This is a genomic window from Streptomyces sp. NPDC091279, from assembly GCF_044757465.1.
In the GTDB taxonomy this organism is placed as follows: domain Bacteria; phylum Actinomycetota; class Actinomycetes; order Streptomycetales; family Streptomycetaceae; genus Streptomyces.
Map to the genome: position 1 here is coordinate 141,145 of NZ_JBIVVA010000004.1, position 18,859 is coordinate 160,003.

The 18,859-nt window shown below is 71.0% G+C and carries 18 protein-coding genes; 8 read left to right on the forward strand and 10 right to left on the reverse strand.

Annotated elements, in window-relative coordinates:
* Positions 1-49: 49 nt before the first annotated feature.
* Positions 50-457 (reverse strand): SAV_915 family protein, encoded by a 408-nt coding sequence (locus tag ACIQOU_RS11065; protein WP_401536028.1) that lies wholly within the window; start codon positions 455-457, stop codon positions 50-52.
* A gap of 281 nt (positions 458-738) precedes the next feature.
* Between ACIQOU_RS11065 and ACIQOU_RS11070 the strand changes: the two genes are divergently transcribed.
* Both ACIQOU_RS11070 and ACIQOU_RS11075 read left to right on the forward strand, forming a co-directional pair.
* Positions 739-2,493, forward strand: coding sequence for an ABC transporter permease (locus tag ACIQOU_RS11070; protein ID WP_401536030.1), 1,755 nt, complete (start codon positions 739-741; stop codon positions 2,491-2,493).
* 36 nt (positions 2,494-2,529) lie between these two features.
* Positions 2,530-3,918, forward strand: coding sequence for a nitrate/sulfonate/bicarbonate ABC transporter ATP-binding protein (locus tag ACIQOU_RS11075; RefSeq protein ID WP_401536031.1), 1,389 nt, complete (start codon positions 2,530-2,532; stop codon positions 3,916-3,918).
* Between the two features lie 10 nt (positions 3,919-3,928).
* Here the strand turns inward: ACIQOU_RS11075 and ACIQOU_RS11080 are convergent, their stop codons facing one another.
* Together ACIQOU_RS11080 and ACIQOU_RS11085 are read right to left on the reverse strand one after the other, a co-directional pair.
* On the reverse strand, positions 3,929-4,348 hold the full coding sequence (locus tag ACIQOU_RS11080) for an ArsR/SmtB family transcription factor (RefSeq protein WP_401536032.1): 420 nt from the start codon (positions 4,346-4,348) through the stop codon (positions 3,929-3,931).
* Positions 4,349-4,402: 54 nt separating this feature from the next.
* Positions 4,403-5,464 (reverse strand): LacI family DNA-binding transcriptional regulator, encoded by a 1,062-nt coding sequence (locus tag ACIQOU_RS11085; protein ID WP_401536034.1) that lies wholly within the window; start codon positions 5,462-5,464, stop codon positions 4,403-4,405.
* Positions 5,465-5,571: 107 nt separating this feature from the next.
* Between ACIQOU_RS11085 and ACIQOU_RS11090 the strand changes: the two genes are divergently transcribed.
* Genes ACIQOU_RS11090 through ACIQOU_RS11100 form a run of 3 tightly spaced genes read left to right on the forward strand, consistent with a single transcriptional unit; the run spans position 5,572 to position 8,193 of the window.
* The gene (locus ACIQOU_RS11090) at positions 5,572-6,750 is read left to right on the forward strand and encodes a phytanoyl-CoA dioxygenase family protein (protein ID WP_401536035.1); all 1,179 of its coding nucleotides are present in this window, start codon (positions 5,572-5,574) and stop codon (positions 6,748-6,750) included.
* A gap of 19 nt (positions 6,751-6,769) precedes the next feature.
* Positions 6,770-7,177, forward strand: a complete 408-nt coding sequence (locus ACIQOU_RS11095) for a hypothetical protein (protein WP_401536036.1) — start codon at positions 6,770-6,772, stop codon at positions 7,175-7,177.
* Positions 7,174-8,193 carry a Gfo/Idh/MocA family protein gene (locus tag ACIQOU_RS11100; RefSeq protein WP_401536038.1) on the forward strand — a complete coding sequence of 340 codons (1,020 nt, stop codon included), beginning with the start codon at positions 7,174-7,176 and terminating at the stop codon, positions 8,191-8,193. Before ACIQOU_RS11095 ends, ACIQOU_RS11100 begins: the two co-directional genes overlap by 4 nt.
* Positions 8,194-8,278: 85 nt before the next feature.
* On the opposite strand, the gene ACIQOU_RS11105 is transcribed toward ACIQOU_RS11100, so the two are convergent.
* Both ACIQOU_RS11105 and ACIQOU_RS11110 read right to left on the reverse strand, forming a co-directional pair.
* Positions 8,279-9,298, reverse strand: coding sequence for a sugar ABC transporter substrate-binding protein (locus ACIQOU_RS11105; RefSeq protein ID WP_401536040.1), 1,020 nt, complete (start codon positions 9,296-9,298; stop codon positions 8,279-8,281).
* Positions 9,299-9,640: 342 nt separating this feature from the next.
* Positions 9,641-10,501, reverse strand: coding sequence for a sugar phosphate isomerase/epimerase family protein (locus tag ACIQOU_RS11110; protein ID WP_401536042.1), 861 nt, complete (start codon positions 10,499-10,501; stop codon positions 9,641-9,643).
* A 62-nt stretch (positions 10,502-10,563) separates the two neighbouring features.
* On the opposite strand from ACIQOU_RS11110, the gene ACIQOU_RS11115 reads away from it, so the two are divergent.
* From ACIQOU_RS11115 to ACIQOU_RS11125, 3 genes are all read left to right on the forward strand, one after another.
* Complete coding sequence (locus tag ACIQOU_RS11115) at positions 10,564-10,893, forward strand: hypothetical protein (RefSeq protein WP_401536044.1); 330 nt, start codon at positions 10,564-10,566, stop codon at positions 10,891-10,893.
* A gap of 84 nt (positions 10,894-10,977) precedes the next feature.
* Positions 10,978-11,772 (forward strand): Scr1 family TA system antitoxin-like transcriptional regulator, encoded by a 795-nt coding sequence (locus tag ACIQOU_RS11120; RefSeq protein WP_401536046.1) that lies wholly within the window; start codon positions 10,978-10,980, stop codon positions 11,770-11,772.
* Positions 11,765-11,971, forward strand: coding sequence for a DUF397 domain-containing protein (locus ACIQOU_RS11125; RefSeq protein WP_401536048.1), 207 nt, complete (start codon positions 11,765-11,767; stop codon positions 11,969-11,971). Before ACIQOU_RS11120 ends, ACIQOU_RS11125 begins: the two co-directional genes overlap by 8 nt.
* Before the next feature lie 236 nt (positions 11,972-12,207).
* Here ACIQOU_RS11125 and ACIQOU_RS11130 read toward each other — a convergent pair whose 3' ends face one another.
* From ACIQOU_RS11130 to ACIQOU_RS11150, 5 genes are all read right to left on the reverse strand, one after another.
* Positions 12,208-13,788, reverse strand: coding sequence for a glutamate decarboxylase (locus ACIQOU_RS11130; protein ID WP_401536049.1), 1,581 nt, complete (start codon positions 13,786-13,788; stop codon positions 12,208-12,210).
* A 279-nt stretch (positions 13,789-14,067) separates the two neighbouring features.
* Positions 14,068-15,495, reverse strand: coding sequence for an Nramp family divalent metal transporter (locus tag ACIQOU_RS11135; RefSeq protein ID WP_401536051.1), 1,428 nt, complete (start codon positions 15,493-15,495; stop codon positions 14,068-14,070).
* A 104-nt stretch (positions 15,496-15,599) separates the two neighbouring features.
* Positions 15,600-16,553 (reverse strand): phosphoglycerate dehydrogenase, encoded by a 954-nt coding sequence (locus ACIQOU_RS11140; protein ID WP_401536053.1) that lies wholly within the window; start codon positions 16,551-16,553, stop codon positions 15,600-15,602.
* Complete coding sequence (locus tag ACIQOU_RS11145; protein WP_401536054.1) at positions 16,553-17,338, reverse strand: HpcH/HpaI aldolase/citrate lyase family protein; 786 nt, start codon at positions 17,336-17,338, stop codon at positions 16,553-16,555. The genes ACIQOU_RS11140 and ACIQOU_RS11145 overlap by 1 nt, the downstream gene beginning before the upstream one ends.
* A gap of 36 nt (positions 17,339-17,374) precedes the next feature.
* Complete coding sequence (locus tag ACIQOU_RS11150) at positions 17,375-18,355, reverse strand: aldo/keto reductase (protein WP_401536056.1); 981 nt, start codon at positions 18,353-18,355, stop codon at positions 17,375-17,377.
* Between the last annotated feature and the right edge of the window lie 504 nt (positions 18,356-18,859).

The window sequence follows — 18,859 nt, forward strand, 5'->3', positions numbered from 1 at the left end:
CCAGTACCGGGGAGTCCCAGGGCGAGGAAACGGTCATGGTCGGCGTCCCTCAGCCGATCAGCAGCGCCAGGCACGCGAGGACGGCCCCGACGCCGGTCACCCGCAGGACGTCGACGTACCGGGGACGCGAGCCGCGCCGGGAGTGCGTGCGCTCCCGTGCCGTATCCAGGTCGGCGGCGGGCGCCGAGAACTGCGGGTCGACGGTGAGAGCGGTGACGCCCAGCGGCGCGGCGAGGGCGCGCAGCGCGGGTTCGGAGAGCCTGATGCCGGCCGGGTCGCTGCCCAGCGTGGCGGTGAGCGCGGCCGCCGAGGTGAAGCCGACGGCGGTACGGCCGCCCAGCGGGGTGCGGAAGAACCGAGCCGCCCAGCTCGCTATTTGCGTATAGGTGCAAGTAGCTGGCACACTGCTCCCGGCACGCACCCCGCCACGCCGTGCGGACCAGGTGCGATGCCACATCCGACGCACGCGTCACCGAACGGAGGCAGCCATGGGCGAAGACCCTCCCAGTCCGCGCTGCCTCCTCGGCAGCCTCTGATCACTCACCCCCTCTGAACCGCGGCCCCCGAGCCGCGTCGGCGGGGCGTCGCCTCCGTGGGAAGCCGTGCGAAACGGCCCCCGGCGGCCCTCCCTTTCTCCGCTGTTCTGCCTTTTTCTCTCCACGCCGGGCCCAGGCGCGCCCGGGCGCCCCCGCGCGCCCGGCCGACGCCCGCGCCCACCGCGTGGCCGGAGGTTGTGTGATGTCGTTCCGGACGAGCACCGATGCCCCACAGGCGCCGCTCTCCTCCCGTCTCGCGGGCCGCCTGTCCCGTGCCACCTGGGTGGACGTGGTGGTCGCCGCGGCCGTCCTGGTCCTGCTCTATCTCGTCCTGCGGGTCGGACAGGGCACCACGGTCCGCTTCTCCACCGGCCAGAACGTCCACGTGGACACCGACCCGTCACGGCTGCCGTACGACGCGGCACGCTCGCTGCTGCGGATGTTCGTCGCGCTCGCCCTCTCGACGGTCTTCACCTTCGGGTACGCCTACGCCGCCGCCAAGAGCCGTCGCCTGGAGCGGATTCTCATCCCGGCCCTGGACATCCTCCAGTCCGTCCCGGTGCTGGGCTTCCTGACCGTGGCCGTGACCGGGTTCATCGCCCTGTTCCCCGGCTCCATGCTGGGCCTGGAGTGCGCGTCGATCTTCGCGATCTTCACCTCGCAGGCCTGGAACATGACGTTCGGCTTCTACCACTCCCTGACCTCCCTCCCGCGTGAACTCGACGAGCTGTCACGGTCGTTCAGGTTCACCCGCTGGATGCGGTTCTGGAAGGTCGAGGTCCCGTCCGGGATGATCGGCCTGGTCTGGAACGGCATGATGAGCTTCGGCGGCGGCTGGTTCTTCCTCGTCGCGTCCGAGGCCATCAGCGTCAACAACAAGGACTACGCCCTGCCCGGCGTCGGCAGCTACGCCGGTGCCGCCATCACCGACGGCGACCTGGGCAAGGTCGGCTGGGCCATCGTCACCATGGCCGTCCTGGTGATCGGCGTGAACTTCCTGTTCTGGCGCCCCCTGACCGCCTGGGCCGAGAAATTCAAGAACGAACAGTCCGAGGCCAACGAGGTCCAGCGCTCCGTCGTCCTGAACTTCCTGCGCCGCTCCAGCTGGCCCCGCCTGCTCGGCAGGCTGCTGCGCCCCGTCGGCCGCGCGCTGAGCAGGGCGGCCCGCGTCCTCGGCACGGACGACCGCCCGCTGACCGTCGACCGGGCACGGCGGCGCACCGGCGACCTCACCTTCGCCCTCGTCGCGGGCGGGCTGATCCTGTGGGGCCTGGTCGACCTCGGCCGCTACCTCCACGACCGCACCGGCCTCGGCGTCTTCGGTGAACCGCTGCTGCTCGGACTCGTCACCCTCGCCCGCGTCGTCGTCCTGGTCGCCGTCGCCACGGTGATCTGGGTGCCGATCGGCGTGAAGATCGGCTTCTCCCCGAGGCTGACACGCATCGCCCAGCCGGTGGTCCAGGTCCTGGCGTCCTTCCCCGCCAACTTCCTCTTCCCGCTCGCCGTCTGGTTCTTCCTGAAAACCGGCCTGTCCATCGACGTCGGCGGCATCCTGCTGATGGCGCTCGGCGCCCAGTGGTACATCCTCTTCAACACCATCGCCGGTGCCATGTCGATCCCGTCCGACCTGCGCGAGGCCATGGACGACCTCGGCGTGCGCGGCCGGCAGCGCTGGCAACGGCTGATCCTGCCGGGCATCTTCCCCGCGTACGTCACCGGCGGCATCACCGCGTCGGGCGGTGCCTGGAACGCCTCCATCGTCGCCGAGGTCGTCACCTTCGGCACCACCACCCTGACCGCCACCGGCCTCGGCGCCTACATCGCCAAGGCCACCGCCCACGGCGACTTCCCGCACCTGATCGCGGGCGTCGCGGTGATGAGCCTGTACGTCGTCGGCCTCAACCGCCTGCTGTGGCGGCGCCTGTACCGGCTCGCCGACAGCCGTTACGCCCTCTGAACCACCCACCGACTTCTCCCTCTTCCGGAGGCCGTCATGGCACTCAAGATCCTGCGCAGGCTCCGCGCCTGTGCCGCCCCCGCCCCCACGGCACCCCGCGCCGCCGACGGCGACGTCCTGCTGGAGACCGCCGCCCTCACCAAGAGCTACGCGGGCGCCGACGGCGCACTTCCCGTCCTCGCCGGCATCGACCTCCAGGTACGCGCCGGTGAAGTGGTCGCGCTGCTCGGCAAGTCCGGCTCCGGCAAGTCCACGCTGCTGCGCTGCCTGGCCGGTCTCATCCCGGCCAGCTCCGGCACCGTCTCCTACCGGGGCAGGCCGCTCACCGGCGCCAACCCCGGCACCGCCATGGTCTTCCAGACCTTCGCCCTGCTGCCCTGGCTGACCGTCCAGCAGAACGTCGAACTCGGCCTTGAGGCCCGTGGCATCCCCGCCGGTCAGCGCGCCGAGGCCGCCGTGCAGGCCATCGACCTCATCGGACTCGACGGCTTCGAGTCCGCCTACCCCAAGGAACTGTCCGGCGGCATGCGCCAACGCGTCGGCTTCGCGCGGGCGTTGGTCGTCGAACCGGACGTCCTGATGATGGACGAGCCGTTCTCCGCCCTCGACGTCCTGACCGCCGAGAACCTGCGCGGCGAGCTGATGGAGCTGTGGGAGTCGGGACAGTTCCCCACCCGGGCCATCGTGCTGGTCACCCACAACATCGAGGAGGCGGTGCTGATGGCGGACCGGATCGTCGTCCTCGGCTCACGGCCCGGCACCATCAAGGCGACCTTCGAGGTCGGCCTCGACCGGCCCCGCGACCGCGACGCGCCCGCCTTCGAGGACCTCATCGACCGCGTCTACCGCGTGATGACCGGCCGCGCCAAGGAGACCCGCGTCCCCGGCCGGCCCGAGGGCGTCGAGCTGGACAAGCGCACCGCCGCCAACACGCCCCTGCCGCCGGCCAGCGTCGACGGCCTCTCCGGCCTCGCCGAGCTGGTCGCCCACCACGACGGCCGCTGGGACCTGGCCGACCTCGCCGACGACCTCGGCCTGGAGATCGACGACGTCCTTCCCCTGGTCGACGCCCTCGACCTGCTCGGCTTCGCCAGGATCAGCGACGACGACCTGATCCTCACCGCCAACGGCACGGCCTACGCCGGGGCCGACGTCCAGGAGTCCAAGGCCATCTTCGCGGAGGCGGCCCTCGGGACACCGTTGGTCAGACTGATCACCACCAGTCTGCGGCAGAACCCCGAAGGCACCCTGCGCGCCGGGTTCTTCCGCGATGTGCTCGCCCACCACTACACGAGCGAGCAGGTCACCGGGCAGCTGGAGACGGCGACCGACTGGGGCCGCTACGCCGAGTTGTACGCGTACGACGCCGACCCGCAGGAGTACCGCATCGACAACGGCGCCCCGGCCCCCGCCCCCCGGCCCTAGGACCCGTCCGCTAGTGCTCGGTCGCGGGCCTCGGCGCGCGTACCACCCGGCGCGCACGGGCCGGGTCCTCGTGCGCGACGGCCGCCGGAACAGGTCCCGCGCCGGACTCCGCACCGGCGTCCCGGTCCGCCGAGGCGTCGGCCACCAGCGACGCTTCCTCCAGCAGGCCGCGCACCCGGGAGGCCGCCCGGTAGTAGACGCGGGTGCCCTCCCGGCGCGAGTCGACCAGACCGGCCGCCCGCAGCCGCGCCAGATGCTGGGAGGTGGCGGCGACATGCGCACCGAGGATCTCCGCCAGCGCGCTCACCGGCAGCTCCTGCCCGCTCAACGCCCACAGCAGCCGGTACCGCGACGGATCGGCCACCGCCTTGAGCACGGCGACCGCCCGGTCGGCTCCGTCGGCGTCCCATGACCTGACTTGCGTCCCCATGCAAATATCCTAACCGGCGGCGCGCCCCGGACCGCGCCCCTCGCGAGGCCGGGGTCAGAAGGGCTCGGCGGGCTCCGACGCCGGCGGATACGGGGCCCCCGGAGGCATGTTGAACGGCGTGACCACCTGGATCGCCGAGGGCAGCGACGGGCCGTCGTCGGGGAGCGCCTTGTGGGCACGCATGATGATCTGGCAGGCGCGGCGCATGTCCTGGCGCAGGTCGTGGTGGAGGACCGCCGACAGCCGGCGCTCGCTCAGCAGGCGGGTGTTGTCGTGGTCGAGGTCGTGCCCGATGAACACCGCGCACTCCCGCCCGAGCGCGTCGAACGCGTTCAGCGTGGCGACATTGCCGCCGCCCGCCGAGTAGACGGCGATGATGCGGTCGTCCCGCTTGAGCGCCTCCAGGACAAGATCGTGCTGGGTGGCGTCCAGACCGTCACTGTCGGTGACTTCCACCAGGGACCGCCGGGGATCGGCGACCCGCATGGCGCTGCGGAAACCCATCTCGCGTTCCTCCTCGCCGCGGAAGGAACCCCGGCTGATGGTGGTCAGCACATTGCCGGGGCGGCCGCCGAGCCACTGGCCGAGGAGGTAGGCGGCGGTGGCACCGGCCGCGCGGTTGTCGATGCCGACGTACGCCAGACGCGCGCTGTGCGGCAGGTCCGTCACCAGGGTGACGACGGGGATGCCGGCCGCGACCAGCCGGCCGACGGCGGCGGCTATCTCCGGCTCGTCGGGGGCCTTGAGGATCACGCCCTGCGTACCGCGCTGCGCGATCTTCTCCAGGGTCCCGATCAGCTCCTCCGGAGAGCAGGCCTCGCGGAAGTGGAAGCGTGAGCGCACATGGGCGGGGTGCAGGGAAGGCAGCTCGGCTTCCAGGGCCTCCCGGACGGCGGTCGAGAACCGCTCCGGGCTGTGCATCACGATGTCCATCATGAAGGTGCGGCCGCCCAGCCGGACCTGGTCCTGCTGGCGGTCCAGGTCGGTGATGGCCTCGTGCACCTCCCTGATCGTGCTCGCGGTCACATTGCCCCGCTCGTTCAGGACACGGTCGACGGTGGCCGTGCTCAGTCCGGCCTGCCGGGCGATTTCCCTGATCGGGTAGCGGTGTCGCATGACTGGTCCCCAAGCCGATGATTGATTTTTGATGCGTCGATAGGCATTGAATGATGGGTTGGAGTTATCAAGACTGGCAGAAATACGCGAACTGCGAAAGGACCCTCATGTCTCCCACCGTCGCGGGATCGAGGACCTGGCTGACCGAGTCGGACTGCGATCTCGACACGTTCCGCTCACTCGTGGAGCAGAGCACCGACCCCGCCGACCACCCGTCGGCCGAGCGGATCGAGCAGAACGTCCCGCTCTACGACAGCGACCGGCTGCGCTCCCTTGCCGCCTCCCCCGAGGGCCGCCGCGCCGTGCAGGACGAGCTGGTCCGCGCCCTCCTCGACGGACCCGGCATCGTGGTCCTCAAGCGCGCCTTCACCGACCCGGCCGTCCTCGACGCGGCCTCCGACGCGTTCCGCGCGCTGATCGAGGAGGAGCGTGCCGGCGGCGGCGCCCGGGGCGACCACTTCGCCAAGCCCGGCGCGAACGACCGCATCTGGAACGCCCTGGACAAGGTCGCCGTGCGGGTGCCCGAGGTGTTCGCCGACTACTACGCCAACGACATCCTGGAGCTGATCGCCGAGTCCTGGCTCGGCCCCGCCTACCAGGTGACCTCGCAGGTCAACGTCGTCAACCCGGGCGGCGCCGCGCAGAGCGTGCACCGGGACTACCACCTGGGCTTCCTCTCCCAGGAGCGGGCCGCCGCCTACCCGGCGCACGTCCACCGCCTCTCTCCCGTGCTGACCCTCCAGGGCGCGGTGGCCCACTGCGACATGCCCGTGGAGTCCGGCCCCACCCTGTACCTGCCGCACTCGCAGAAGTTCGAGCCGGGTTACCTGGCCTGGCGGCTGCCGGAGTTCGTCGAGTACTTCGACGCGCACCGCGTCCAGCTCCCCCTGGAGAAGGGCGACGCGGTCTTCTTCAACCCCGCGCTCTTCCACGCCGCCGGACACAACCGCTCCGCCGACATCAAGCGCATGGCCAACCTGCTCCAGATCTCCTCCGCCTTCGGACGCGCCATGGAGACCGTCGACCGCGACGCCATGGCGAACGCCCTCTTCCCGGTCCTGCTGCGCCGCAAGACGGAGGGCGCCTCGGAGGACTGGCTGCGCCGCGTGGTCGCCGCCACCGCCGAGGGCTACCCCTTCCCGACCAACCTCGACAGCGACCCGCCGGTCGAGGGGCTGGCCCCGCCGTCCCAGGCGGACCTCGTGTGGCGGGCCGTCGCCGAGGGCTGGACCCCCGAGCGGCTGGGCCAGGAACTGGCGGCCGCGGCCGAACGCCGCCGCAGCTGACCGGCAGCCACCCCCGCTCATGAGACGGGCCGAGGACAGGGCCGTCCTCGTCGGCGAGGGCAGCCAGGTCATCGGCGCCACAGCCGTACGGGCGGCGGGGCAGGACGCGCACCGCGTCCTGCCCGGCCGCCGGTCCGCGTCCCCGGGCCCGCGCTCCGCGCGAGCGGACCCCGCCGACCCGACCCAGGCGCCCGACAGCGCCGTTCACACCTACCAGGAGCACGCGATTCTCATGCGTACCGGCATCATGGGGCTCGGCCTCAACGGCGCGTACCACCGAACGACGGCCACCCGGCCGCCCGGCACGACGGCCCCCCGGCGGGTCACCGGCCGTTTCGGGACCACCCTCACCGGCGTGCGCGGAGCGGCCTCCCCGGCCCGATCCGCCCTCCGGTCCGTGCGAGTCGACGAGGTGCGCGCAGTATGACGAACGAGCCCCTGCGGATCGGTGTCCTGGGCGCCGCCCGCATCTCCGAACTGTCGATCGTCGGACCGGCCAGGGCCGGCGGGCACCGGCTGGTCGCGGTGGCCGCCCGGGACCAGGCCCGGGCCGAGGCGTTCGCCGCCACGCACGGCGTGGAACGGGTGGTCGCCTCCTACGCCGACCTGGTCCGCGACCCGGAGGTCGAGGTCGTCTACAACCCGTTGGCCAACAGCCTGCACGGGCCGTGGAACCTGGCCGCCCTCCAGGCCGGAAAACACGTCCTGACGGAGAAACCGTCCGCGAGCAACGCGGCCGAGGCGGTCGAGGTCCACGAGGCCGCCGCCAAGGCCGGAACGGTGTTCATGGAGGGCTTCCACTACCTGTTCCACCCGGCGATCCTGCGCCTGCACGAACTGCTGGACAGCGGGGAGCTGGGCGATCTGCGGCACGTCGAGACCATGGTCGCCATGCCCGCGCCGCCGGACAGCGACGTGCGGTGGTCGCTGCCGCTGGCGGGCGGCGCGCTGATGGACCTCGGCTGCTACAGCCTGCACGCCCAGCGGGTGCTGGCGCCCTGGGCGGGCGGGGCGCCCCGGCTGGTCGCCGCGCGCGGCGGCGAGAAGGCCGGGTCCCCGGGGATCGACGAGTGGCTGGACGCCGATCTGGAGTTCCCGAACGGCGCCACCGGCAGCGCCCGTTGCCACATGGCCCACGCCACCTGGCAGATGAGCTGCCGCGTCGTGGGCTCACGCGGCGAGGCGACGGTGGTGAACTTCGTGCAGCCCCACCTGGACGACCGGGTCCTGGTCCGTACGGCCGCCGGTGAGCGCACCGAGGAACTCGGCCGCCGTTCCTCGTACACCTACCAGTTGGACGCCTTCGCCGCCCATCTGCGCGAGGGTGCGCCGCTGGCGCTCGACGCCGACGACGCGCTGACGACGATGCGGCTCGTCGACGCCTGTTACCAGGCGGCCGGGTTCCCGCTCCGGCCCCGTACCGCCTCGCCGACCACGGCCTGACGAGGCGACGCGCGACGGCGGCGGGCGGTACCGGCAACTCCGGTACCGCCCGCCGCCGTTCTCGTACGGCCGCTCTGCCGAGGGGTCAGCGGGTGCCGTTCGCCGCGAACTTGGCGACCTTTTCGACGTTGCTCTTGTCGACGAAGGCGGGGCCGGTCAGGACCGGAGCCGAGCTACCGCCGCTGTAGTTGCCGTTGTTCTTGTAGAGCCACAGCCCGTCGATGGCCAAGTAGCCCTGGAGGTAGGGCTGTTGGTCGACGGCCCACTGGATCTTGCCGGACTTGATGGCGCCGACCACGTCCTTGTTGAGGTCGAAGGTGGCGAGCTTGGCCTTGCTGCCGGAGTCGGCGATGGCCTGGATGGCGGTCATCGCGAACGGGGCACCGAGCGTCGTCACATAGTCGATGGACGAGTCCGTCTTGAGCTTGGCGGTGATCGTCGACTGCACGGACGGCATGTCGGTGCCGTTGACGTAGAGGATGTCGGTCGTGCCGGAGAACGTCTTCTTCACGCCGGCACAGCGGGCCTCCAGGGCCACCTGCCCCTGTTCCATGATCACGCAGACGGTGTGCTTGGCGCCCGCCTGATTGAGTTTGCGGCCGAATGCCTCACCGGCGATGGTCTCGTCCTGGCCGAAGAATTCCAGCAGACCCTGTTTCTTCCAGTCGCTCACGCCGGTGTTGAAACCGACGACGGGTATCCCGGCCTTCTCCGCCTGGGCGACCGAGGACTTCATGGCGTCGGGTTTGGCGAGCGTGACGGCGATTCCGTCGACTTTCTGGTCGACGGCGTTCTGGACCAGGTTCGACTGGTTGGGGCCGTTGGGGTCGCTGGAGTAGATCAGCTTGACGTTGTCCTTGGCCGCGGCGGCCTGGGCTCCCTTGCGGATCGTGTCCCAGAAGGTGTCTCCGGGGGCCGCGTGCGTGATCATCGCGATCGTCATACGGGGCGTGGTGGCTTTGCCGGCCGAGACGGCGGTCCCGCTCTCGTCGGCCTTCTTGCCGCCGGTGCTGCTGGAGCACCCGGCCACAAGGAGTGCGGCGGACACCGCCGCCGCGACGACGGGAACGATTCTGCGGGAACGGGGGTGGGACGAACGATCCATCTTTCCGGCACCTCGCTGTGCTACAGGGGAAAGGAAGAGGCGGTGGACCTGGCGAACATTCCAGATCACACGCTGTTAACGCGGCTGTTGCTTATGGCGAGATAGAACCCGCCACTCCATCCGGAGGTCAATGTATGTAATGACATCATTTATCCATCAGGGTAAAAGGAGGGGGCATCGGTCGATTCCGGGCGACCCCGACCCCCGCATCAGGGCGGGCCGGAGAATGCCACGAGCCGCTGGTGTGCGGCATGCCGAAAACAGGGGCGGCGGGAACAACCGTGGTCCTGTCCCCGCCACCCCTGTGGCCCTCACTTCACCGGCGTCAGGTCCGCCGGTGTCTCAGGTCGCCGGCGCCCCGTTCACCAGCGCCGCGGCGCCCCGATACGCGGCGGCGGCGGCCTCCCGCACCGGCAGCACGCGATGCGCGTCGGAGAGGATCTCCACACCCCACGGCCCATTCCACCCGGCGGTCCGCAGCGCGGCGATGATCCCGGGAAGATCGAACGACCCCTCGCCGCACAGGCGCCGACGGTGCACCGTGTCCTCGAAGAGCGTGCCGAGCACCTCGCTGTCGGCGTCGTTCAGCTCCACGCCGACGATCCGCGACGCGGGCACCTTCGCCAACTCGGCGGGCGGGGTGTGGGCCCGCTCGGTGTGCCAGACGTCGATGATGAGCCCGCCCGCCGGATGCCCCGCCGCCTCGACGAGCCGGAGTCCGTCGTGCACGGTCTTGAGGTTGGACCAGGGCAGGAACTCGACGCCGAGCCGGGCGCCCACGCCCTCGGTCTGCGCCGCGAGCGTGGCGAACTCCTTGGCCCAGACGTCCAGTTCCCAGGGCTCGTCGGCCACGTCGGGCCCGATCTTGAAGGTGCGGGCACCGAGCGCCTCGATGGCCCGCAGCATGCCGGCGCGGGCGGTGTCCGACGCGGCCCGCCGGGGTCCGTCGGCCCACCAGTCGGTCAGCAGCTCCAATTCGATGTGGTGGATGCCGTTGTCCTCGAAGAGGGACCGGACACCGGCGAGCCCGTACGTGCGCTCGGCCTCCACGAGGTCCTGGTACAGCAGCCCGAAGGCCGTGAATCCGGCATCGCGCGCCGCTTCGACGCGCTCCCGCAGGTTCAGCGGACTGCGCAGCTCCTCCTCGTCGGGAGCGACGTCGCCCGCGGTGGTCCAGCACGTGGCCAGAAATTCGTCAGTCATCGCTGTGTCCTGGATTCCTCGTGTTCGGAAAAGACGCCGGCACAGGGCAAGAAGATCAAGGGGTGCAGGTCGCCACGGCATTCTTGGCCGCCCCGCAGATGCCGGTCAATCTCCCGGAAGACATCAAAACCACATCAGGGCCGTATACGGCCACTCGGCCCCGTGCGGCATCGGCCCGCAGCGGTTCGGCGATCGGCACCCGGTCGATCAAGACCAGCGAGGGCGGCGCGGCGCGCGGGTTCGACGAGGGTAAGCGCACCACAGGGCGCGAGAGACACGTGATCGTCGACACGACAGACCTTCCGCTGGTCGTCGCGGTCACCCCCGTTGGTTTCGTCGATGGCCACGCCCCCGGACCGGTCGCACGGTCGCGGGGGTATTGCCTTCTGTAGCGATCGATCCACAGAGTGAGACGGGCGCGGCTAGGCTCGCCAGGGGGTCCACGGTGACCTGGGGTTCGGCACAAAGGAGTGGCCATGGCCAGCACATACGGTGAATGGCTGAAGGAACGACGCGAAGCAGCCGGGCTGACACAACAGCAGCTCGCCGACCTGGCATTGATGACGCGGTCGCACATCGCGCATATCGAGGCGGGCCGCCGGTTCCCGTCGGAGGAGGACGCCCGCCGACTGGACATGGCCCTCAACACCGGGAATGTGCTGGCTACTTTCCGACCGGGGCGCGACGACTCACCGGTTGAGGACTACTTCGAAGCAGCTCGGCAGCTCGAACAAGAGGCAACGATAATCCGCGAGTTCGCGCCTACTTTCGTGCCCGGGGTCCTCCAGACGGAGCGGTATGCGCGTGCTGTTCTAGGCGTCGCCTATCCTCCAGACAGTGAGGAAGAGCGTGACAAGAAGGTCGTAACGCGACTTGAGCGGTCGAAGATCCTCGCCAACCCAGTGACGCCCGTGGTGTGGACGCTGCTGGACGAAGCCGTTCTCCGACGGCCACTCGGCAGCGCCGAGGTCATGGCGGAACAACTCATGCACCTCGTCACCCTGGCTGAGAACGAACGGGTACGTGTACATGTGATGCCGTACAACGTGGGCGCTTATCAGATCCTGAACAGCATGCTCACTCTGATGTGGTTCGAAGACCAGCCGCCGGTGGCCTACTCAGAGGGCATCCAGTTCGGCAGACTCCACGAGGCTCCCGCCATCGTGGAGCGGCTTCAGAGCGCCTACCATCTCGCACTGAGCGATGCGTTGCCGTTGCGAGAGTCACTTGCCTTGTTGAAGGCGACAGCGAAGGATTTCGACCATGCCTGAGAACACCACCCCGAGCGCGGACACCCTGAGCGGCTGGCGCAAGTCGTCCTACAGCGGGACGGAGTCAAACAGTTGTCTCGAAGTCCTCGACGACTACCCCACCGGCGTCCCTGTCCGCGACTCCAAAGTCCCGCACGGACCCGCGCTCCTCTTCCCGCCCGCCGCCTGGGCGTCGTTCGTCCAGGCGGTCAAGGCGTAGCTCACCCCAACTGGGGGCGTCGCGGCTCGTACCTGTCCTACCCGTCATGATCACAGCCCCTGAAGGGGAGCACGCGGTGACCTGCCGGGTGGTGGGTGCGCGCGCTCCCGCCGGCCCTCGTCGTGGGGGCGGTGGTGGGGACCGTCGGACGAGGGCCGGTTCAGGGGCAACGGGCGTTCAGGGGACGGTCGTTGATCCGCCGAACCTGGTGGCCCGCAGGCCGCTGTGCGGTCGGGTCAGACGGTGGCGAGGGGCTTGACGACCGCGGAGAGCGTCGGCCGGGCCGGGTGGAGTTTCCTGGTGACCTCGGTCAGGTCGGCGATGAACATGCCGGCGAGTTCGGCGGTGAACCCGGTGCGGACCACCAGGCGCAGCACGGAGACGTCCTGGCAGGGCGCGGGGAAGTGGTAGGCGGGCAGATGCCAGCCCCGTTCGCGCATGGCGTGGGAGATGTCGAAGACCGTGACGCCCTGGGTGCCCGGGGCCATCCGGAAGGCGAAGGCCGGGAGTTCGGAGCCGTCGGTGACCAGCTCGTAGGGGGCGATGCTCGCGATGCGGGCGGCGAGGGCGCGGGCCGTGCGGCGGCTCTGGACCGCCAGGTTGCGCAGCCCCTCGAAGCCGTACCGTAGGAAGCTGTAGTACTGCGCGACGACATGGGCGCCGGGGCGGGAGAAGTTCAGGGTGAAACTGGGCGAACAGCCGCCGAGGTAGTCCACGTCGAACACCAGCTCGTCCGGGAGGGCCTCGGCGTCCCGCCACAACGCCCAGCCCAGGCCCGGAAACACATGCCCGTACTTGTGCCCCGAGGTGTTGATGGAGGCGACCCGTTCCAGCTGGAAGTCCCAGAGCAGATCGGGGTCGAGGAACGGGGCCACCATGGCGCCGGACGCGCCGTCGACGTGCACCGGGATGTCGGTCCCCGTCGCGGCCTGGTAGCCGTCGAGGGCCAGGCAGATGTCCGCGACGGGCTCATAGGAGCCGTCGAACGTGGAGCCGAGGATGGCCACGACGCCGATGGTGTTGTCGTCGCAGTAGGAGCTGAGCGCGTCGGCCGTGAGGTGGTAGCGGCCCGGCTCCATCGGGACGTAACGGGGCTCCACCTCGAAGTAGTTGGCGAACTTCTTCCAGCACACCTGGACGTTCGCGCCCATCACGAGGTTGGGGCGGGCGGTGTCCTTGCCTTGGGCGCGACGGCGTGCCTGCCAGCGACGCTTGAGGGCGAGCCCGCCGAGCATGGCCGCCTCGCTCGACCCGGTGGTGGAGCAGCCGCGCACCTGACCCGGGCGCGGCGCGTGCCACAGCCGCGCGAGCATCTGCACGCACCGCTCTTCCATCGCGGTGATCTGCGGGTACTCCGCGCGGTCCGCGAGGTTCTTCTCCGCGGTCTCCGTCATCAACTGCCGTGCCTGCGGCTCCATCCACGACGTCACGAAGGTGGCGAGGTTGAGCCGGGCGTTGCCGTCGAGCATCAGCTCGTCGTGCACGCGGCCGTAGACGACGTCGGGCGCGGACTCCGACGCGGGCAGCTCGTCGACCGGCAGCAGGAGGCCGTCGGCGGCCCGGTGGCCGAAGCCGCCGGAAGAGGCCGGGTCGAGGGCGTCGGTCGTCCCGAAGGAGGCGGTCGAGCCGAGGGAGGCGGTCGAGCCGAGGGGGGCGGTCGAGTCGAAGGTGGTGGTCGAGCCGAGGGAGGCGGTCGAGCCGAGGGGGGCGGTCGAGTCGAAGGTGGTGGGTGGGGCGATGGAGACGGGTGGGGCGAAGGAGGTGGTGGAGGCGTCGAGCTGGGATGCGGCCATGACGTCGGTATCCGGGATGGGCATGAGTGTCTGGTGCCTTTCTGGTCCGTGCGACCCCGTGCGTTTTTGACGTTAGATCCCCTCGCGGCCCTCCATGCGTGCCGATTACACCGATCCAGCGATCGATTTGCGCACTGATGAACTGGATTTTCCCTTGTACATACTGGACGCCGCTTATGCCCGCTTTATCTGACTCCATTTCGACCCCGCCCCGGCCCGGTTCCGGCACGATCCCGCTCCCGGTCCGCGACCCCGTGTTCCGGCCCGGTTCCGGCACCGGCGCCGCCCGGTCGCCCGGCCGACTCAGTCGCCCGGCAGGAGACCGAGCGTGTCGAGCACCCCGTACACCCCGAGGAACAGGATCGCCGCGCTGCTCAGGACCAGGGCGACGGTCAGCCAGGGGTTGGCGCGGAAGCGCGGCGGGACACCGGTGTGGCGCAGCCGCCAGACCGCGACGACGACCGCGAGCAGGAACACGCCACCGCCGATGCCGCCGATCTGCACCATGAGCACCGGGGAGCGGACCCACAGGAAGACGCACATCCACACCGGGGGCAGACAGCAGGTGAGGACGCGGATGGTGCGGGTGCGGGCACGCAGGTCGTGCCAGTCGATCACCCCGAGCATCCCGAGGGTGTTGGTCCACAGCCGGGGCACGCTGGCCGACGAGGCGACGGTGACCGAGAAGAGCACGGCGATCGCCCCGGCCAGGAACAGGTACTCGGCCCACGGTCCCAGGACGTCGGTGTAGCTGTGCGACAGCGTGGTGATCATGTCGTTGCCCTCGGGCACCAGGCCCTGCGGATGCAGCACCGAGGCGCCGATCACGTAGAACGACAGGGTGCAGACGGTGCACACGATCCAGGAGACGCCCACGTCGAGCCGCATGACCTTGAGCCAGCCCTCGGCCCGCCGGGCGCGCTGCTCGGTGCCGTCGTCGGGACCGGTCCAGCGGGCGTACCCCTTCTCCAGACACCAGTACGTGTACGTCGTCATCTCGTCGGCGCCGACGCCGGTGATGCCGAACATGGCCAGCGCGATGCCGGCCGTGCCCGCCGGGATCTGGAAGCTCAGGCCGTCGGCGAGCTGCTCGGTGCCGTAGCCGAAGGCGGTGAACGGCAGGGCGAGGGCAAGCCCGAACGTGATGACCGTCTTCAGCGTGATGCCGACGACCTCGACCCGTTCCACGATGGGGTACTTGCCGGTCTGGAGGATGAGAACGGCGGCACCGGTCACGAGGAGCGCCCAGATCGTCAACGACGACGTGCTCAGCGCCGGGCCGTGGATCGGCAGCAGGATCGAACAGGCCGCCGCCGTACCGCCGATGATGCCGCCGCGCTGGAACATCTTGGCGAAGTCCATGCCGATCCAGAGCCAGTTGATCCAGCTCAGCCCGCCGAGCCGCGGCCCGACCTGACGGTAACCCTCCAGCGCGGGCTTGCCGTTGAGGACGGTCCAGCGGGCCAGCTCCATCTGCACCCACACCTTGACGGCGGTCGAGATGATCACCAGCCACAGCAGCGCGAACCCCGCCTTCGCGCCGAGCGCGGTGGTGGTGATCAGCTCCCCCGAGCCGACGACGGCGGCGGACAGCACGAGTCCGGGGCCGAGTTGGCGGGCCCGGCCGCGAAAGGTCTCGGGCGCCGGGCGGGCGTCTTCGGCGCGCAGAGCGTACGGGTCGGTCCGCGCGGGGGGCGGCGCCGCTGTGGCGCCGTCGGTGGTGGTGGCCATGTCGGGTCCTTAAGGATCGTCCGGCCTCATCGCCGGCATCCGGAACGGGGGAGGGAGGGGAGGGAGGGGAGGGAGGGGAGGGGTGGGGGTGTCGGTCGGTGGGCTCAACCGGCCTGATGCCGAGGGGCGTTGCCCGACAGGACGCGGACGACGTCCTCGGCCACCATCGCGCCCATGGCCTGGTTGGCCTCGGGGGTGCAGGCGGCCATGTGGGAGGTGAGGAGCGTGCGCGGAGCCGTGCGCAACGGGTGGTCGGCCGGCAACGGCTCGACGCCGAACGCGTCGAGGGCGGCGCCCCCGAGATGCCCGGAGCCGAGCAGCTCGGCGAGCGCGTGTTCGTCGACGAGGCCACCGCGCGCGGCGTTGACCAGGATCGCGCCCGGCTTCATCGACGTCAGCCGGGCCCGGTCGAGCAGCGGGACGCCGGACGGGTCGGGCGGACAGTGCAGGCTGACGGCGTCGGCGCGCGCCAACAGGGCGTCCAGCGTGGCCGGTTCGGCGCCGTGCGCGCGCAGGTCGGCCGCGGGGACGTACGGGTCGTGGGCGAGCAGCACCATCCCGAAGGCGCGGGCGTAACCGGCCAGCAGCCCCCCGATCCGCCCGAAGCCGACGATGCCCAGCGTCCTGCCGTGCAGTTCGGGCCCGAACAGCTTCGGCCACTCACCCGCCGCCACCGCCCGGTGCGACCCGGCGAGCGAACGCGCCGCCGACAGCAGCAGCCCGAACGTGTACTCCGCCACCGCGCGGGAGTTGCTGCCCGGCGCGCACACCACCGGTATCCCGCGCGCCCGGGCGGCGGCCACGTCGATGGTGTCGACGCCGACCCCGTGCTTGGCGATCACCTTGAGCCGGGGTGCGACATCCATGACCTCGGCGGTGATCGGGTCCATGCCGACGATCAGCGCGTCCGCTTCGCCTATGTGCGCGAGGAGTTCGGCGGTGGGCAGCGCCCCGTCCTCGCGGGGACGCAGCGGCCCCGCCCCGGCCTCCGCGAGGATCTGCCAGGGGCGCGCCGCGTGCCGGGCGAAGGTGGGCGTCGTGATGAGCGTGGTCGGCATCAGCGCGCCCCGCCGCGTGCCAGGTCCAGATGGGAGGTCGCGATCTGCTGGAGATGAACGACGTCCGCCGCGACCGTCGCGAACGTGAACCCCTCGGCGAGGCGACGCGCGGCGCCCGCGCCGTCGGCGTTGTGGATGCCGACGGCGATCCCCGCGTCCTCGGCCGCCTCCCGGACCCGCACGAGAGCCTGCTCGAACTCCCCTTGCACAGCAGGGTCGTTGGAGGTCGCGCCGCCGAGGGCGAGGCGCAGATCCGACGGCCCGACATAGATACCGTCCAGACCGGGGGTCGCGCAGATCTCCTCGACGTTCGCCAGCCCGTCGGCCGTCTCGATCATCGCGAGCACGGCGGTCTGCTCGTGCGCGTCGGCCGGGTCGGGCCCGATCCGCAACTGGGCCCGCATCGGCCCGTAGGAACGACGGCCCAACGGCGGATAGCGAACGGCGGCGACCGCGTCGGCCGCGTCCTGGCCGCCGTCGATCAGCGGGACGATCACGGCGGCCGCGCCCGCGTCGAGCGCCCTGCCGATGCAGGTGAGGTCGTTGGCCTCGACGCGGACCATGCCGACGGCGGTGCTGCCCTTGGTGTCGGTGGCGAGGAGGTTGTTCAACAGGCCCTGGTAGCCGAAGAGTCCGTGCTGGGCGTCGAAGGCGAGGTAGTCGTAGCCGACGCGGGCGAGGCGCTCGGCGGCGACCGGCGAGTCGAGCAACGACCAGTAGCCGATGAGCTGTTCGCGAGCGCGCAGGGCGGCGGTGAATGCGGCGGCGGTGCGGCCGGTGGCCATGGGTGTCTCCGTCACGGGGAGGGGGCGGGCGGGCGGTCAGCGGTGGTAGGCGGGCATCGGGCCGCGCAGGCGGGCGCCGACCTCGTCGCAGGCGGCCAGCACCTCGGCGGACAGCGGGCCGGCGGACGCGGCGGCGAGGTTGGCCTTGAGGTGCTCGACCTGGGAGCCGCCGAGCAGCAGGGCGTCGGTGGAGGGGCGTGACAGCAGCCAGCGCAGGGCCAGTTCGGTCAGGGGCAGGTCCGCGGCGGAGGCGATGCGGGTGAGGTCGCCGACGGCACGGAACAGCTCCTCGTTCCAGTACCGCTCGCGGTACATCGCGGCAAGCCCGGAGTCCCCGAACCGCCCACGGTCCGGGGCCTGTTGGAAACGGTGCCGGCCGGTGAGCAGTCCGCCGCCGAGCGGGTTGTAGACCATCGTGCGCACTCCGCTGACGGTGGCGTACTCGACGTACTCCTCTTCGAGGAGGCGGGCCAGGAGGTTGTGCAGCTGCTGGGCGACGACGGGGCGGGGAGCGCCGATCTCGTCGGCGACGCGGTGGAGTTCGGCGAGCTGCCAGGCGGCGAAGTTGGAGACGCCGAGGGCGAGCACCTTGCCCTCGGCCACGAACGCGCCGACGGTCGCGAGGGTTTCGGCGAGCGGCGTCCCGCGGTCCGGCTGGTGGAGGTAGAAGAGGTCGACGTGGTCGGTGCCCAGCCGACGCAGGCTCCCCTCCAGCGCGGCGCGCAGGCCCTCGGCGGACAGCGGCGCGTGCTCGCCCTGGTCGGGGTGCGGGATGCCGGCCTTGGTGGCGAGCACCATCCGGTCCCGGCGGCCGGGCAGCAGTGCGCCGAGGATGCGCTCGCTCTCGCCGCCCGCGTACCCGTTGGCGGTGTCCACGCCGGTGATGCCCGCGTCCAACGCCGCGTCCACCATCGCGGCGGCCGTCTCCCGGTCGACGGTGTCCCCGAAGGTCATCGTCCCGAGCACGAGAGGCGCCAACGGGACGGGGACGCCGGGGAGTTCGAGGCTGACGGTCACGAGGAGGGTCCTTCCGGGGCGGGTGGCGCGGGTCGCGGGTGAGGGGGGCGGTGCGGATGGGGCGGGTGGTGCGGGCGGTACGCGTCTGGCGGGCGGTGCGGGCAGTGCGGGTGGGGCGCGTCGCAGGTGATGCGGGTGGGGCGCGTTGTGCGTGTTGCGGGTGGTCCGGGCCTCGCGCGTGAGGCGAGTCCGCCGTGTCGTCCTCGTCCGGAATCTCGCACGGGATCTCCTGCGTGATGTGCGCAGCCCGGGTGATGCCGTGCGGTGACCCGGCTTCAGGCGATGGTCGTGCTGCTTCCGACGCCGCTGTCCGGTGCCGAGTCGGGCCGCGCTGTGGTCAAGTGCGGTGCGCTGTAGGGGCGATGGGCGTGAGCTGTTGCTGTGTGGCCCGGGGTGCGGTACCCGGACCGCATGAGTCGGGCGGTGTGGTCGGTTCGGCACGTCGCGCCGTGCGAACGGGTCCGTGCGAGCCGGTCCGTGTCACGTCAGCCGGTGCGCGACGCG